The following is a 16,775-nucleotide window of genomic DNA, read 5'->3' on the forward strand; positions in this document are numbered from 1 at the left end:
TTTCACGTTTTGTTCCTTTATCAGTGAAACTGATAAATGGTATAAAATCATTGAAATTGACCCTCAACCCCCGGTGTGTTAGGTTCTAGAGAGAAGAAATTAATATGATCATTTTAGTAGGAATTAAAATCGAAGTAATGCGTGAGGTGGCAGATGGTGGAACTTCAAGTGACAAATAGTCCTTTTAATCAAGAGCAGGTAGAATTGCTCAATCGACTTATTCCTACATTAACGGACGGACAAAGACTCTGGCTTGGTGGGTATATTGCAGCGTATCAAGCAGGTGTGGCAACAGCACAGACTGGCCTGATTGGGCAAGTTGGACAAAATCCGGTAGCAGCGCCAGTCAGTGCTCCTGCCGTTTCCCGTGAAGTTACGGTGCTGTACGGTTCCCAGACAGGGAATTCCATTGGATTATCGAAAAAACTCGGTAAGAAGCTGGAAGAACAGGGACTGCAAGTAACCTTGTCATCCATGGGAGATTTCAAACCGAACGGACTGAAGAAAATTGAAAATCTTCTGATTGTGGTCAGCACACATGGAGAAGGCGAACCGCCGGATAATGCAATTCCTTTTCATGAGTTTTTGAATAGCAAACGTGCTCCAAAGCTGGACGGACTTCGTTATTCCGTATTGGCGCTTGGAGATACCTCTTATGAGTTCTTCTGTCAAACGGGTAAGGATTTTGATAAACGACTACAGGAACTGGGCGCAACAGCTTTGGTTCCGCGCGTAGACTGCGATGTTGATTTTGATGAGCCGGCTGCAGCGTGGATGAACGATGTGCTTGCTTCGCTTAGCGGCGCAGCAACTACAGCCGGTGCGGTAACCAGTGAAGCAATCACAGCAGCGGTAAGCAGTGGAGAATCGGAATTCAACCGTACCAACCCGTTCAAGGCAGAGGTGCTGGAAAATCTCAACTTGAACGGCCGAGGATCGGATCGTGAGACACGCCATATTGAGCTGTCTTTGGAAGGCTCAAATCTGGATTATGAGCCAGGCGATAGCCTGGGCGTGTTCCCGGAGAACCACCCGCGTCTGGTAGATGAATTAATTGCAGCAATGGGTTGGAATGCAGATGAACAGGTTACGGTGAACAAAAATGGAGATCAGGTATCGGTTTACGAAGCACTGCTGCGTCATTACGAGATTACAGCAGTAACCAAACCGGTGGCAGAGCAACTCGCCAAGTTGAGTTCAGGCAACGAATTAACAGCATTACTCGCCAATGATTCCGAATTCCGTAACGTCATGAATAGCTCCGATCTGCTAGATGTGGTTCAGGACTACGCACTGAAGGGCATTCCAGCCGCTCAATTTCTAGCGGTTCTTCGGAAAATACCAGCACGTCTGTATTCCATTGCAAGCAGCTCGAAGTCTTTCCCGGATGAGGTTCATCTAACGGTTCGGACTGTACGTTATGAAGCACGTGGCAGACAACGTTATGGTGTATGCTCGGTACATCTCGCTGAACGTATCGAAGCTGGTGACACTTTGCCAGTATATATTCAGCATAATCCCAACTTCAAATTACCCGAAAATCCGGATACACCCATCATTATGGTTGGACCTGGAACAGGGGTTGCTCCATTCCGCTCTTTCCTTGGCGAAAGAGAAGAAACGGGTGCAGAAGGAAAAACATGGCTCTTCTACGGGGACCAGCACTTCTCTACAGACTTCCTTTACCAAACGGAGTGGCAGCGTTGGCTCAAAGATGGCGTTCTGACGAAAATGGATGTTGCCTTTTCTCGTGATACGGAACAGAAAGTATATGTACAGCACCGTATGCTGGAACATAGCAAGGAATTGTACCAATGGCTTCAGGATGGAGCAAGCGTGTATATCTGCGGCGATGAGAAAAAAATGGCTCATGATGTACATGCGGCGCTGATTACGATTCTACAGCAGGAAGGCGGCTTGTCATCCGAGCAGGCTGTGGAATACATGACACGGTTACAACAGGAGAAACGTTATCAGCGGGATGTGTATTAATCCAAGGCTAAGCCGAAAGGTTATATTCCGCAGAAACGAGAGGAGAAAGCGGCATGGCTTATAATAACTTACTTAATCCGCAACGTACCAACAGCGATGTGGAAGATATAAAGATCAAGAGCAATTACTTGCGTGGAAGTCTCACGGAGACACTGGCCGATCGCATTACTGGCTCAATTCCCGAAGATGATAACCGGCTGATGAAACATCATGGCAGCTATATGCAGGATGATCGTGACCTGCGCAATGAGCGTAATAAATCCAAGCTGGAGCCTGCATATCAGTTCATGCTACGTGTGCGTGCTTCCGGGGGAATCGTAACGCCGGAGCAGTGGCTGATGATGGACCGGGTTGCCCACAAATATGCGAATCAGACGATCCGTCTGACCACTCGTCAATCTTTTCAGTTGCACGGGGTGTTGAAATGGGATCTCAAAAATACGATTCGTGAGGTCAATGACTCTTTGCTCAGTACACTCGCTGCATGTGGAGACGTTAACCGTAACGTGATGTGCAACCCGAATCCGAATCAGTCTGAAGTTCATGCTGAAGTGTATGAATGGGCTTGTCAGGTGAGTAATCATCTCGATCCGCGAACTCGTGCATATCATGAGCTGTGGCTCGATGGGGAGAAGATCATTGACTCCCAGGATTCGGACGAAGAGGTTGAACCGATCTACGGCAAAGTATACTTGCCACGTAAGTTCAAAATTGGTATCGCGGTACCGCCTTCCAATGATGTGGATGTATTTTCACAGGATCTCGGTTTTATCGCCATTGTAGAGAACGGCAAACTGCAAGGGTTCAACGTATCTGTTGGCGGAGGAATGGGCATGTCTCACGGCGATTCGAAGACATATCCTCAAGTATCCAAAGTCATTGGTTTCTGCACGCCGGAGCAGATGATTGATGTTGCAGAGAAAACGGTCATGATTCAGCGTGACTACGGGGATCGTGCGGTTCGTAAACATGCGCGTTTCAAATATACCATCGATGACCATGGTCTGGAGTGGTTTGTTGATGAGTTAACGAGTCGTCTTGGCTGGAGTCTGGAAGCGGCACGTGCATATCATTTTGACCATAATGGGGATCGTTATGGCTGGGTGAAAGGCAGTAATGGCAAATGGCATTACACGTTATTCATTCAGAATGGACGGGTAAAAGATGTAGATGGTTATCCGCTCATGACGGGTTTGCGTGAAATTGCCAAAATACACACCGGAGATTTCCGTCTGACGGCGAACCAAAACCTGATTATCGGTAATATCAGCAGTCAGAAAAAGAAAAAGATTGAAGCACTGATGCAACAATACAATCTGACGGATGGCGCGCATTATTCAGCACTTCGCAGAAGTTCCATGGCTTGTGTTGCGCTTCCAACTTGTGGCCTGGCTATGGCTGAATCTGAGCGTTACCTGCCGTCCTTAATCGACAAACTGGAGCCTGTACTGGATGAAGCGGGTTTGAGGGATGAAGAGATTGTCATTCGTATGACAGGTTGCCCGAATGGGTGCGCCAGACCGATGCTGGCAGAGATTGCTTTTATCGGAAAGGCACCAGGCAAGTACAATTTCTATCTCGGTGGTAGTTTTACAGGTCATCGCCTGAACAAATTGTACCGTGAAAATATCGGCGAAAACGAGATTCTAGACACACTGACACCGATGATTAATCAATATGCCAAAGAGCGCAATGAAGGCGAGCATTTCGGAGATTTCGTGATCCGTGCGGGTTATGTCCCTGAAGTGCTCGATGGAAGACAGTTCCACGCGTAACTTGACGTTTACTCAAAAAGCATTCCTTATGGAGTGCTTTTTGTTTCTTCGATGCAGAATCGTTTGATGAGATGAACTTGTTGAACCAAGCGCAACACGATATAATGACAAAGTAGAAAGCAGATTACATGTTGAAAGTGAGCGGAAACGATATGGGTCGTAAGTGGAATAATATTAAGGAAAAGAAAGCGTCAAAAGACGCAAACACAAGCCGGGTCTATGCGAAATTTGGCGTTGAGATCTATGTAGCGGCGAAGAAGGGCGAACCGGACCCTGAAGCGAACCGTGCACTGAAGGTCGTTCTGGAGCGTGCCAAAACGTATAACGTACCTAAAGCCATCATTGATCGTGCGATGGAAAAAGCAAAAGGCAGCGGCGATGAGAACTATGAAGAGTTGCGTTACGAAGGCTTCGGACCAAACGGTGCGATGGTCATCGTGGATGCGCTCACGAATAACGTAAACCGTACAGCACCTGAAGTGCGTTCTGCGTTTAACAAAAACGGAGGCAACATGGGCGTGAGTGGTTCTGTTGCTTACATGTTTGATCCGACAGCAGTCATCGGCGTTGAAGGTAAAAATGCGGAAGAAGTGCTGGAAATCATGTTGGAAGCAGATGTAGACGTTCGTGATATCGTGGATGAAGATGAAGCGGTTATCGTATACGCAGAACCAGACCAATTCCACGCGGTACAGGAAGCATTCAAGGCTGCGGGTGTGAACGAGTTTACCGTAGCCGAGCTGACGATGCTGGCGCAAAACCACATTGAACTGCCTGCAGACGCCCAAGTTCAGTTCGAGAAGCTGATCGATGCGCTCGAAGACTTGGAAGATGTGCAGCAAGTGTATCATAACGTGGAGTTTGTGTAAGCGAGCTAATTACTCACTCAGTCTGATATTTTTTGATTGATTAATATCGTGACTCCAGAGCAATCTACTTAACTTACTTACGTATGTTCTAAATTTAATTAGGCTCTAAATTGTCTGAATTAAAAAGAGTGTCTATCCAATCCAGTTTGATTGGAAGACACTCTTTTTTTTATGGTTAAGATTTACTCGGCACAGTGTGGGCTTGCTTATCCGATGAATCGGATGTTTCTTTTTTCAGTCCGCCAAATTTGAAGAGCACGATGCCACCTACAATGACAAGTACACCAATAAGTTGGTTCCATGAGAACGGAATTTGCTCCAGACCGAGCCAGCCCATCGAATCAAATAGTAAAGCGAAGCTTAACTGAGAGGTTAATACGATGGAAATTGCATAGGTTGGGCCAAGTAACTTCATGCCTTGAACGAGACAGAAGACGACGCCTACACCAATCGCACCACTCAGCCAGTACCACGACTGCATGTGCTGAATGCTAAATGTATTTTTTCCTTCAACGAGTAAGGAGATTACAAAAGAAGCAATAAATCCGGTAAACAACACCATCGTTGTGGTCGACCATGAACCGGTGCGCTCATTGACTTTACTATTAAATATCGTTTGCAGACTGACCAGTGAACCGGCAAGCAGCGCAAGTAAAATACCTGTAATGATCATGCGTGTCCTAACTCCTTATTCATAAATGTTATGTCCCGCAATGTGCCTAAGGCCTGCACGATTTTTTATTCGGATTAATCCTTGATCCCGTTGGATGTAACCGTCAGCACATAGCTTCTGAATCACCCGATTCAAATGGCGATAACTGGTGCCGATCAGGTTGGCGATGTCCGTCAGGTTAAAAGCATCCAGTTCCTCATGCAGTACGGTTCCGCCTTCATCCGTTGAGATGGATAACAGATAACTGGCTAAGCGAACATCCACCGGATACATCAGATTAAAGTTCGAAAAGTTCGAATCGATGTAAAACTTGTGTGAGATGATTTTTAGCAAAAATTGCAGTAATGGCGCGTAATCACTGGCAAGCTCAGTTAGCCAGCGGTAATGAATACGGAGCATTACAACAGGAGACACCGCCTGAACGGTGTTAACGATGTTACTTTCACGCACATATTCGATATCTCCCACCACTTCAAGGGGTGTTTTGAAACAGAGCACGAGTGTTTTGTCTTGCGGAGAGGTGGTGAAAATTTTAATTTTCCCCTCTACCAGGACATATAAGTATTCGGAAGCTTCGCCTTCGCGGCAGATGAGCTCACATTTTTCAAATTGACATAGGGTCATATGAGGACGTAGGTGTTCGTGAAAAACCGCCTCCAATTGATACTGTTTTAAATAGTCCATAATTTGCTGGGATTGATGAATCTCTTCCATGCGGTTCTCACCTCTGCGTTAATTGTAATGAAACTACAGTTTCATAATGATGACACCGGCGATCATTAGAGCAATACCTAGGAATTGCGGCAGTTTCATTTTTTGTTTGAGCACGCCAAACCATCCATTGCTGTCGATCAAAAAAGTTAGAAACAATTGGGCAATCAACAAAGCCGAGATCGTAAAAGTGACGCCAATTTGCTGAATCGCGGAGACTTCACTGAAAATAATAACCGCACCAAATGCGCCTCCGGCGAGATACATCGGTTTAACCTGTTTAATTCCCTGAAGATTGGTGTCCCGCACAAACATCAGGATGATCGCCGCGAGTATAAATCCCGTTAACTGGGTGATCGAGGCGGCCTGCCATGTGCCTATATCTGTGCTGATTCTGGTGTTAGCAACCCCTTGTAGCGTAATGCAGGCTCCGCCCAGCAAGGCAAAAATAATCCCTCTCATCTTTCTCCGTACACTCCTTCAATGCATGACTTCGACTTCTATTAAATGATAAATATCTCCAAACAGCCAAGGACAAATGTCCTGAGTCTGAAATTTACAGCATCTAGCGTACACTAAAGCTTCAGGATATTCCAGAAAAGCAAGAAAAGAAGTAGCTATGGAAGGTATGAAGGGGAGGAAGGAGGTAGAAGTGGATTAACGATCCCAGGAACGCTATTCCACCAAACGAGGTCAAAACGCTGGATATGTGGAAAAATGGAGGAGATAGCTTCACTGAGGATCGTCAGGTTTATAAATGAGACAAGTTACGTAAAAAGGTATGTCAGCTGTAGTTCAATATGTTCTCCAACCTAGCCTAACGTTAAAACACCTTAAATACAGGCTGTTCCTTCACAAAAGTAATTTTGGTCTCTGGAAAAGACTCCTTCAGTCTGTCCGCCAAAAGCTTCATTCCCGGGGCCTCACTTTCGGCATGTCCAACCATGATGAGTGCTTTGGATTTACCTTGCTGCACAGCATCACGAACATATTCAGGCGTTTCCCATTCAAATCCTTCCCCTGCGATAATCAGATCCACCTGTTCATTCTGAAGAAGAGGTATCGTGACGGGTCCATTTCCACGAAATCCAACCAGAACGGCAGCGCGTCTGCAAACGATTTCAGAATTGCCTGCAATGCGGACATAGTCAATACCCAGACGTTGCTTTAAATGTTGAGCAATTTCCTGAACGGTCATTCCTTCTGGAAATGTAACTATATCCGACTCTGCTGTTCGCCCGCTCAGATATGTAGTCCAGCCAAGCTCCTGAATGAGTCCATCTGTAATGCCATCTGGCTCGAAACGGTGGATTATATCATGGCAACGAAAAAGAGCAATGCCTGCTTGGTCGATCAATGTTCTTTTATCCGTATAAACGGAGTTGTTCACAAGCCAGTCGGTCGCACTGTGGTGATTATAAAATGGGGATTCATGGGCAATAATCAGATTAGCTCCGCCCTGAATAGCCTGTTCAATGACCTGTTGTGTAGGCATAAAAGCAACCACAATGCCAGTCACGAACTGATCCGGTGAACCCGTGATCAGCTGATCCACTGTATTTTCCGGAAGTGTTATCCCCTCTGTGAGGTGCAGTATAATCTCTTGAACCGTGAGTTCCTTTGGCCCTGTCATATTTTTAATTTCCATTAGATTCATTCCTCCAAAATAAGGATATAGTGCTAGTGTATCATCTTCATAGGTAAAAACCAGCTATACATACGATACTTCATTACCCTGAAAATGAACGATTTTCAGATAGACTCTACGGTACTCTAGGCATGTTCAAGTCCGTATTTACCCTTGTTTGACCCATGCTTACAGCACACACAGCACTTCCGCAGTTACCCTAACAACGTTGATGGAAAACCAGCGCTCAAGCCTCTTGAATTCAAGTAGTTTTCTGATACGAGAAACCGTATACTTACATAGAGTCTTTTTTGAATCAGGTAAAATTTACTATACTCGCAATAGATTTTTACGCTAATCATAGCCTGGATTCATATCACGATACGAAAGGGGATAACAACATGACGGCAGTTAGTATTATGGAACGCCTGAAGAGTGAGACAGCACATTATCATAGACAAGTAGAACAGAACCCCTATGCGAAAGCAATTATGGATTCAACCATAACGATTGAACAATATAGAGTGTATTTGGAGAAATTCTACGGTTTCCTAAAACCTTTGGAGGATCAAGCGATAGCACAGTCTTTTTGGGCGGAAACAGGATTGGATATCGATGTACGAGGCAAGGCTGGTTTATTAGAACAAGATCTGAGGGATCTTGGCTTAAGTGAGGAGCAGATCAAGCAGATTCCACAAAGCGACGGCAAGAATTTACCCGACATTTCAACACCTGCACGACTGTTCGGATATCTCTATGTCATTGAGGGCTCAACCAACGGTGGACAGATCATGACCAAACGGTTGTCACAATTTTTGCCTATAGAGGCGGATCGTGGACTGCAATATTTCAACGCATACGGCACACAGACACGCACGAGATGGAGCGAGTTTGTGGAATTGTTACAACAATCGATTCAGACATCCGAGGATGAAGACAGCGTTTTGCATACGGCTTCGGAGACATTCAGGCTACTGGATCAGTGGATTAATACGTAAGAATTACGCCTGCAACACCCGATTAGCTACCCGACGTAAGTTCTGTAACAATGAAACAACACATGCTGAGAGGGGATATTCAAGTTCATGGCTGAACCTAGGTCGAGGCAAGAAATGAGCATGCTTAACCGCACCTTACTCCCGCAAGGGACATATACGAATGATCCTATCGATTTAAATAATTGTGATAAGGAGCCTATTCATATTCCTGGCTTTATCCAGCCACATGGCGTGCTTTTGGCAATCGATCCCAGAGGAACAGCAACCATTGTGCAGTGCAGCCAAAATACACAGGATCATCTGGGCATAGACTACTCAGATATTTTAGGTATGCCTCTAAGCGACTTGATCGCTGAAGAAGATGTACACAAGCTCCTGAACAACCGCTCGAACGCAGCTGTAACGTCAGACTTGCATTATATGGATCTGATTATAGAAGTGGCAGGGGAAGAGAAAGTTTTTTCAACGGTCCTGCATGAGAGCGAAGGTCTGTTAATTCTTGAAATCGAGCCTTATTATGAAAAAGAAAACATCGAATCGAACGATTTTGAATGGATATCCCGTTTCTTCGGAAGAATCAAAAGCACGGACAGCCGCGTGGATGCGAGCCAGATTGCGGCTGAACAAGTCAAAGAAATGCTTGGATATGACAGAGTCATGATCTATGAATTTGACGAGCAATGGAACGGCAAAGTGATTGCGGAAGCGCGCGAACCGGAACTCGAACCATTTCTAGGGCATCACTATCCGGCCTCGGACATTCCCAAGCAAGCAAGGGAGCTGTATCTTCGTAACTGGCTACGAACCATTGTCAACGTGCATTATACCCCTGTTGAGATTGTACCTACACTACAGCCCCTTACAGGCAAACCTTTGAATTTAAGTCTGTCTGTGTTGCGGAGTGTATCTCCGCTTCATATTGAATATTTGCAAAATATGGGCGTGGGAGCTACCGTGACCATTTCGCTCATCCATGATAATCAACTCTGGGGACTTATTACGTGTCATCATTATTCTGCAAGATACGTCCCGCATCGTGTTCGTAATCTGTGTAACTTCCTGGGAGCCTTTTTCTCCAATGAGTTGTTCCAGCGTCAGCAGCTGGATGATTACCAGGCAGAGATCAAGTCGCGTGAGGCTGCTACGCGGATCGTCAACATTTTCATCGGAAATACAAGCCCGGCGCGAGTGGTGGAAGAGCTGCAAGGAGAGCAGGAAACCATTCTTCGGTTAATGAATGCATCCGGTGCGGCAATTTGTTACCAGGACAAGTTGCTGTTATTCGGTGAGACTCCGACAAATGGACAGATTCGTGAATTGGCCGGATGGCTGGCTGGACAGGCAGAGGATCACAGCTATCACACGTCGAAGCTGAGTCTGGAATACGAGACAGCCAAGCGATATCAAGATGTAGCCTCCGGGGTTATTTATGTTGCCATCTCACCGGGTCACCACAACTATATGTTATGGTTCCGTCCCGAGGTGGTTCAGGTGGTCGAATGGGCTGGTGATCCGGCGAAAGCCGTGCTGAAGACGGATGATGGTGTACGTTTGTCTCCGAGGAAATCGTTTGAAAAATGGAGGGAGGTTGTGCAATCGACCTCCTATCCATGGACAACGAGAGAACTGAGCATATTACCTTTGCTAAAGTCTATTGTGCGTCGTCAGACGGAAAATCAGCTGGCTCAAGCGGAGGAGCACGCTTTTCAGAATGCCCGTATTTTGAAGCGAAACGAGCAACGTTATTTGCAATTGATGGACTTCTCGCCTGTTGCCTTTTTCACACTTACCGAAGGGCGGATTATTTACTGTAATAGGATGGCGGCCGAACTGTTTGGATATGAAAATACAGCCAGTCTGATCGGGAAGAGTTTTAACGATTTTTTGCCTGATAATACACGGGACATAATACGGCAAGACTTTGAAAAATTGCAGCTCGACGTCACAAGTTTGATGAACAATCAGTTGTATTTTACAACAGCTTCTGGCATGTCTTCGCTCTTTGAGATTACAATGGCCTCCGTTGTTCATGCAGGCAAACCTTCCGTCATGTTGTTGCTTCGCAGCAGAACATCACAACAGGGGCAGGATGATTACAGCGAAACAACAAACCAATTACGCAATTACCTGACCACCGATCCGTTAACCGATATGCCGGTTCAAACGGTGTTCAAGCAACAACTCGAAGGGGATTGGAAGGATTGCTTGCAGGATAACTGTAGTCTGGGGCTGCTGATCATTGATATTGACGATTTCCGTTCTTATAATACGGCGTATGGCCTGCAAGGTGGCGACCTTTGTTTACAGTGGATTGGCGAGGTGTTAACGGTGGTTAGCGAACAGCATAACGCTGTCATTTCCCGCCAACGCGGAGGTACGTTTATGCTGAAATTAAAAGACACAACCTCAGCGTATTTAATGGAACTGGCTGAGGAGATCAGGCAACATGTGCTTGCTCTGCATATCCAGCGAGAGCTCACGGGTCAGAGTGGTGTGGTTACCGTCAGCGTTGGCGGGGCGGTTCTGCTTCCTGATGAGAACACTGTCGCAAGTGATTTGATCGAGCTGGCTACTCAAGCCCTGTCTCAAGCCAAGGATGAAGGCAAAAATCGTACGCGGGTGGTTTGAGTTGAACGGATAAGTTCGCACTGTGTATCAAAAAAAGAGATTCAATTACCTGTAAAATAGATAGGAAAGACAAAATAGAGAAGAGGGCAGTGATGCCTTCTTTTTTGTGTGAAAAGAAAGTATGATTTTGCCGCCCATAGAAGCTACACAAGTGTTATAATGATGCGTATGGATACACGTGTTCGTATTTTGCCCTGAAAGAGGTGGATTCAATTCCATGAGAGATCATTCGGAACAGCTGGAATTCATGGAGATTGATCTAAGTGAAGATACAGAGACAACCTCGATTCGTATACCTGATCGTTCATCTATAGAGAACCAGACTCGTCAACCACACAAGTCGCAGGGAGCTGTATTGTCTTCGGAGAAGCGATTTGTGGAGGAAGCTAGACGCCTTGCAGAAGTTACGGGAGAAGAAACTTCACCTGTTCCCTTTATGAGTTACTGGCCGACGTATGGGGTGATGAATGACGCACAGCTGAAATGGTATTTGTACTGGAGAACGCAGGTACGCCAGGAAAGATACCCGGATGTCGACCTGTCGTATCTGTTTGTTCATGTTTACGAGTTGATTAACGGGATCGGCTGGTTACATCCAGAGGATGGTTATCACCAATTAAAACAATTATGGTTGAATTACCGAGAGCGGCTTCCTCAGCTTCATGTTTATATGCAAGAGTGGATGGTCGATTACGTTCTGGTTCACGATCTTCATACATTGCTTCATGATGTGATGACGCTCTCGAATGGTTATTTGCCAGCATCATTGATGGACAAGGAATTAGAACGGGTGTTACAGGATAATGTCGCTGAGGTAACGCTGGATATGCTGAAATGGTATTTTGACTATGATGTTACTTTAAATGCCTTTTACCGGGATGGCGGCAAAGAATGGATGGAACGATATGTGCCCAAAGTGATGGCTGTGATGGATTCGTATTTGCAGCGGACGCAACAAAGAGGGTTGTTGCCTGCGCTTGAATCCAAAGCCGAGCAGAAGGTGAAACGCACGCTGTTTCATAAAGCGGTATATGACGAGTCCATTTACGGCAGATTTGTTACGTTCACTCATGTTCCTCTCATATTGGAACGTGAATTTGTGGAGAGGTTAACCCACATTTACCGCTGTACGGAAAATAAGCTGCGTGAATTGAGAGGTTTCCGGGGCCGTCTGCGAGGTAAAACGCTGGAGCCTGAGCTTGCCAGTGTGATTGAGCGTTATCTGGACAGAGCTTTTGCCATGGAACAAGCTGAGGCTGTAACTGCGCCAGTCATTCAGATTGATACGGCCAAACTGGCTTCTTTGCAGAAGGATAGCGAATATGTGCGTAAGGCGTTGAGCATTGAAGATAGCGCACATTCCGAATCGGATAATGCTGAATCTGACCTTGAAGAAAACGCAGACGAGAATGAAAGACACGGAATGGATGAGCCGCTTTTCCAAGAACAGCAAAGTCGTTCATTATCGATCCTAGACAACGGGAGTCAGCCATCCATGAGTTCGGATCGTTGGAATGAAGTGCTTATATGGGACGAAGCTGCGGAAGCCCATGTACCAGAGGAGTGGCGAGAATTTGCCGAGAGGTTGGATGCCCGGCATGTAAGAGCCATCCACGCTTTGCTTGGTGAACATCCGGATGGTGATTTGATGCGGCTTGCCGAAGAAACGGGAACGATGCCAGCTCTTTTGCTAGATGAAATGAACGATATCGCTATGGAAACCATCGGAGATCTGCTGGTGGATGGTGACCGAATCGTTGCTGATTATATTGATGTATTTGAACATGTGAAGAGGTGATTGACATGACTGAGCATACAGTGAATGAACATCAAAGGACAGAACATCAACCAAACCAGCTTAAGATTCCAAAACGTTTGACCACCGCACTTGTGAATTCATTAACGGCAGGCGTCGTGCCACGGATTGGACTGGAGCAAATTGCTGTAGGGCGAAAGCCGGAAGTGGAAGCGATCTTGCGAGACTTGGATAACATTGCTGAAGGCGGTGCAGCATTTAAACTGATTACTGGCCGTTATGGTAGCGGTAAAAGCTTTCTTTTGCAAATGATTCGAAATTATGCGATGGATCGTGAGTTTGTGGTTGCAGATGCGGATCTCTCCCCAGAGCGTAGACTTGTCGGCACAAAAGGGCAAGGTCTGGCGACTTATCGTGAGCTGATGACACGACTGTCTACACGAACACGCCCGGATGGTGGGGCTTTGGAGCCTATTTTGCAAAAATGGATTGCAGGCTTGCAGCAAACAGCGATGACCCAGTTGAATATTCGTCCAGATGATCCTGCGTTACCACTGGAGGTAGAAAAACAGATTTACCTCGTGACGGGTGAAATGCAGAACCTGGTTCACGGTTTTGATTTTGCCAAAGTGCTGGCCTCTTACTGGAGTGGTTACAAACTTGCTGATGATGACCTGAAACAGTCTGCACTCCGCTGGCTTCGGGGTGAATTTGCTACCAAAACGGAGGCAAAGAAAGAGCTTTCCGTGGGTGTCATTATCGATGATGATAACTGGTATGATTATTTCAAATTATGGTCTGAATTTACGGCGCGCATTGGGTACAAAGGGCTGTTACTCTTTATAGACGAAGCAGTGAATCTGTACAAAATTACAAACAGCGTTTCGCGTCAAAGCAACTACGAGAAGTTGCTAACGATGTTTAATGATACGATGCAGGGGAAAGCCGAGCATCTGGGCATTTTTGTGGGGGGGACCCCTCAATTTGTGGAGGATGAACGCCGTGGTTTGTACAGCTATGAAGCGCTTCGATCCAGACTTATTGACGGTCGTTATGCCGCAAGTGCGTATGCGAATTATACCGGGCCCATTATCAAACTTGCGATGTTGTCGCATGAAGAAATTTTGATTTTGCTACAAAAGCTACGCCAGATTCATGCCCTTCATTTTGCATATACCGCTAGCTTGAGCGATGAACAATTAGTAGGTTTTATGCAAATGGCTGTGAATCGTTTGGGTGCGGATGAACTTTTGACAACACGAGAAGTGGTGCGTGACTTTATGGATGTGTTGCATACGCTACATCAGAATCCGGATGTGACTTACGAGCAGTTACTTGGTGAGCGTGCGGCGCTTTCCGATGGTTCGGCTCGTGGAGCCACAGGTTCCCAGAAGGAGTCCGATGAGCTGGATGATTTTCTTGCGGAGTTCGAGCTATGAGTGAGAACCTCAATCCATTTTATAGACTGGCTCCGTTTGTGCAGGAATTTATTTATAAAAAAAGATGGGAATCGCTACGTCCTGCGCAGATTGAAGCGTGTAACATTTGTTTTCACACTCCGCACCACATGCTGATTGCGGCGGGGACGGCTTCCGGCAAGACGGAGGCCGCTTTTTTCCCCGCGTTGACTGAACTTTATGACCAGCCTTCCAAATCGGTGGGCATTCTGTATATTGGCCCTTTAAAAGCACTGATTAATGACCAGTTCGAACGACTCAAAGACTTGCTCACGGAAGGAAATATTCCTGTCTGGCACTGGCATGGGGATGTGCCGCAGGCTGAGAAAACCAAGCTGATGAAAAATCCGTCAGGTGTGCTGCAGATTACGCCCGAATCGCTGGAAGGGCTGTTGATGAATCGACCGAATGCGATTCCTGCGCTTTTTCATGATCTGCGCTATATCATTATCGATGAAGTGCATGCGTTCATGGGAGCGGATCGGGGCATTCAGGTGTTAAGCCAGCTGGCTCGAATTGAACGTATGGCTGGCTGTGCTCCTAGAAGAGTTGGATTATCCGCTACACTTAGCGATTATGAAGCAGCGACAGCTTGGCTTGCAGCAGGAACACGGCAAGGAGTCGATGTCGTATCCTCCCCGGGCGGACGTAAGCTGCGGCTCCGGGTGGAGCATTTTTCATTTCCAGATGCACAGAACGAAGAGCAGGCTGAGCAGCTTCATCATGCGCGTAAAGCCTATTACGACTTTATTTATGAGAGCACACATCGCAAAAAGGCTCTGATTTTCACCAATAGCCGCACGGATGCGGAAGTCACGATTCTGGAGATGCGCCGTGTTGCAGCGCGCAGAGAAGAACGGGATGTGTTCCATGTGCATCATGGAAGTATATCGGCCATGCTGAGAGAAGAAACCGAAGCGGCTTTGCGGACAGGTGCAGGTCCGGCTGTTGCTGCTGCGACGGTTACGCTGGAACTTGGCATTGATCTGGGAGAATTGGAGCGTGTCGTTCAGCTTGGGGCACCTTATAGTGCTTCGAGTTTCGTTCAGCGGCTAGGTCGCTCGGGTAGGCGTGATGATATGGCATCGGAGATGCTTTTTGTATGCCCAGAGGAAGAAGACGAGGAAGCACAGCTGCCGGCCCGTATGCCATGGACATTAATGCGTGCAATAGCGGTGATTGAGCTGTACGTTAAAACCAAATGGGTAGAGCCACTTGAAGCTCGGAAAATGCCTATTGGGGTTCTCTATCACCAGACGATGAGCATGTTGAAAAGTATGGGGGAGGCTGAGCCAAGAGAGCTTGCGGTCGCAATCCTCTCCCTGGCGCCTTTTTCAGAGATTACACCGGATCAATATCAAACGTTCCTGAATTACCTGATCGCGACAGATCATCTGCAATGGACGGAAGAACATACGCTGATTATCGGACTCACGGGTGAAAAGATTGTAAACAACTACCGCTTCTATGCCGTGTTCAAGGACGATGAAGAGCATAAAGTGCTGAACGGCTCGGAAGAGATCGGGTCAATCACGACCGTGCCGCCGCCGGGTTATTGTTTCTCTCTCGCAGGCAAGCTGTGGAAGGTAGAAGAGGTCGATCACAAGCACAAGGCTGTGTATGTGAAGTCCGCGAAGGGCAAAGTCGATACACTGTGGCTTGGTGCAGGTGGAGATATTCATACGGCGGTTGTACAAAAAATGCGCGAGGTGCTGTCCGAATCCGTGATCTACCCGTATCTGTCTCCACAAGCGGTGAACCGCTTGGAGCGTGCACGTCGCTTGGCTCGCGAGAGCGGATTGCTCAAACAGGTTGTCATTCCGGCAGGCGGGGATTCCATGTATGTGTTGCCTTGGGTGGGTAGCAAATCGTTTCGCACGCTGGAGCGGTTGATGAAACATAATTTGTCTGAAAGGCTCGCTTTGCGTTCCGTTGTGCCGATGGAACCATATTATTTTGTAGTATCAGGCAAAGTGGACGAACGAACCTTGTTAGCCGAGATGATGAGTGAATGTCGAACGGCTCAGGATGCATCTGATCTGCTTGCTGAGGATGAAGCACCGTATCTTGGCAAATATGATGAGTTTATTGCACCGCCCTTGATTCGTGAAGCTTTTGCAGTAGATGGTCTGGATCTCGAAGGATTGAAATCAGGATTGCAAAAGACGCTGGAGTGGGACAGCTAGAGGAGACATTGGAGTGAACAAATGAGAGTGGCCATGTTAAGCTTTCATTTTTTAACGTTTAAAATTGAAAAGAAATGGGTTGACACCACTTGACCTCCCATGT

At 46.6% G+C, this 16,775-nt stretch carries 12 protein-coding genes; 8 read left to right on the forward strand and 4 right to left on the reverse strand.

Translation table 11 applies throughout. The features are described 5' to 3' along the window. Window positions 1–156 precede the first annotated feature (156 nt). From M3629_RS06095 to M3629_RS06105, 3 genes are all read left to right on the forward strand, one after another. Window positions 157–1,992 carry an assimilatory sulfite reductase (NADPH) flavoprotein subunit gene (locus M3629_RS06095; protein ID WP_154984161.1) on the forward strand — a complete coding sequence of 612 codons (1,836 nt, stop codon included), beginning with the start codon at window positions 157–159 and terminating at the stop codon, window positions 1,990–1,992. Window positions 1,993–2,045: 53 nt separating this feature from the next. Continuing rightward, entirely contained in the window at window positions 2,046–3,767 is a 1,722-nt protein-coding gene (cysI, locus tag M3629_RS06100) for an assimilatory sulfite reductase (NADPH) hemoprotein subunit (protein ID WP_251503308.1), read from the forward strand. Between the two features lie 152 nt (window positions 3,768–3,919). Then, entirely contained in the window at window positions 3,920–4,636 is a 717-nt protein-coding gene (locus tag M3629_RS06105) for a YebC/PmpR family DNA-binding transcriptional regulator (RefSeq protein WP_090924069.1), read from the forward strand. Between the two features lie 175 nt (window positions 4,637–4,811). Here M3629_RS06105 and M3629_RS06110 read toward each other — a convergent pair whose 3' ends face one another. From M3629_RS06110 to M3629_RS06125, 4 genes are all read right to left on the reverse strand, one after another. Further along, complete coding sequence (locus tag M3629_RS06110) at window positions 4,812–5,306, reverse strand: DMT family transporter (RefSeq protein WP_154889595.1); 495 nt, start codon at window positions 5,304–5,306, stop codon at window positions 4,812–4,814. An 18-nt stretch (window positions 5,307–5,324) separates the two neighbouring features. After that, window positions 5,325–6,023 carry a Crp/Fnr family transcriptional regulator gene (locus M3629_RS06115; RefSeq protein ID WP_154889435.1) on the reverse strand — a complete coding sequence of 233 codons (699 nt, stop codon included), beginning with the start codon at window positions 6,021–6,023 and terminating at the stop codon, window positions 5,325–5,327. 33 nt (window positions 6,024–6,056) lie between these two features. Then, window positions 6,057–6,482, reverse strand: coding sequence for a DMT family transporter (locus M3629_RS06120; protein WP_090924008.1), 426 nt, complete (start codon window positions 6,480–6,482; stop codon window positions 6,057–6,059). Window positions 6,483–6,843: 361 nt separating this feature from the next. Beyond that, on the reverse strand, window positions 6,844–7,668 hold the full coding sequence (locus M3629_RS06125) for a Nif3-like dinuclear metal center hexameric protein (RefSeq protein ID WP_251503309.1): 825 nt from the start codon (window positions 7,666–7,668) through the stop codon (window positions 6,844–6,846). A gap of 380 nt (window positions 7,669–8,048) precedes the next feature. On the opposite strand from M3629_RS06125, the gene M3629_RS06130 reads away from it, so the two are divergent. The 5 genes from M3629_RS06130 (at window position 8,049) to M3629_RS06150 (ending at window position 16,672) form a co-directional block, all read left to right on the forward strand. Next, window positions 8,049–8,645: a biliverdin-producing heme oxygenase gene (locus tag M3629_RS06130; protein WP_251503310.1), complete on the forward strand. Its 597-nt coding sequence runs from the start codon at window positions 8,049–8,051 to the stop codon at window positions 8,643–8,645. Window positions 8,646–8,732: 87 nt separating this feature from the next. Beyond that, on the forward strand, window positions 8,733–11,273 hold the full coding sequence (locus M3629_RS06135) for a diguanylate cyclase domain-containing protein (RefSeq protein WP_251503311.1): 2,541 nt from the start codon (window positions 8,733–8,735) through the stop codon (window positions 11,271–11,273). Window positions 11,274–11,490: 217 nt separating this feature from the next. Next, the gene (locus tag M3629_RS06140) at window positions 11,491–13,071 is read left to right on the forward strand and encodes a TerB N-terminal domain-containing protein (protein ID WP_251503312.1); all 1,581 of its coding nucleotides are present in this window, start codon (window positions 11,491–11,493) and stop codon (window positions 13,069–13,071) included. Between the two features lie 5 nt (window positions 13,072–13,076). After that, window positions 13,077–14,468, forward strand: coding sequence for an ATP-binding protein (locus M3629_RS06145; protein WP_251503313.1), 1,392 nt, complete (start codon window positions 13,077–13,079; stop codon window positions 14,466–14,468). Further along, complete coding sequence (locus M3629_RS06150; RefSeq protein WP_251503314.1) at window positions 14,465–16,672, forward strand: DEAD/DEAH box helicase; 2,208 nt, start codon at window positions 14,465–14,467, stop codon at window positions 16,670–16,672. Before M3629_RS06145 ends, M3629_RS06150 begins: the two co-directional genes overlap by 4 nt. Window positions 16,673–16,775 lie beyond the last annotated feature (103 nt).

The organism is Paenibacillus polysaccharolyticus, assembly GCF_023714295.1.
Lineage (GTDB): Bacteria > Bacillota > Bacilli > Paenibacillales > Paenibacillaceae > Paenibacillus > Paenibacillus polysaccharolyticus_A.

Bases quoted from the DNA above. Each gene is read 5' to 3' on its own strand.
- M3629_RS06115 (WP_154889435.1), bottom strand. From the start codon at position 6,023: ATGGAAGAGATTCATCAATCCCAGCAAATTATGGACTATTTAAAACAG.
- M3629_RS06130 (WP_251503310.1), top strand. From the start codon at position 8,049: ATGACGGCAGTTAGTATTATGGAACGCCTGAAGAGTGAGACAGCACAT.
- M3629_RS06150 (WP_251503314.1), top strand. From the start codon at position 14,465: ATGAGTGAGAACCTCAATCCATTTTATAGACTGGCTCCGTTTGTGCAG.
- M3629_RS06135 (WP_251503311.1), top strand. From the start codon at position 8,733: ATGGCTGAACCTAGGTCGAGGCAAGAAATGAGCATGCTTAACCGCACC.
- M3629_RS06120 (WP_090924008.1), bottom strand. From the start codon at position 6,482: ATGAGAGGGATTATTTTTGCCTTGCTGGGCGGAGCCTGCATTACGCTA.
- M3629_RS06105 (WP_090924069.1), top strand. From the start codon at position 3,920: ATGGGTCGTAAGTGGAATAATATTAAGGAAAAGAAAGCGTCAAAAGAC.
- M3629_RS06125 (WP_251503309.1), bottom strand. From the start codon at position 7,668: ATGGAAATTAAAAATATGACAGGGCCAAAGGAACTCACGGTTCAAGAG.
- cysI (WP_251503308.1), top strand. From the start codon at position 2,046: ATGGCTTATAATAACTTACTTAATCCGCAACGTACCAACAGCGATGTG.
- M3629_RS06140 (WP_251503312.1), top strand. From the start codon at position 11,491: ATGAGAGATCATTCGGAACAGCTGGAATTCATGGAGATTGATCTAAGT.
- M3629_RS06145 (WP_251503313.1), top strand. From the start codon at position 13,077: ATGACTGAGCATACAGTGAATGAACATCAAAGGACAGAACATCAACCA.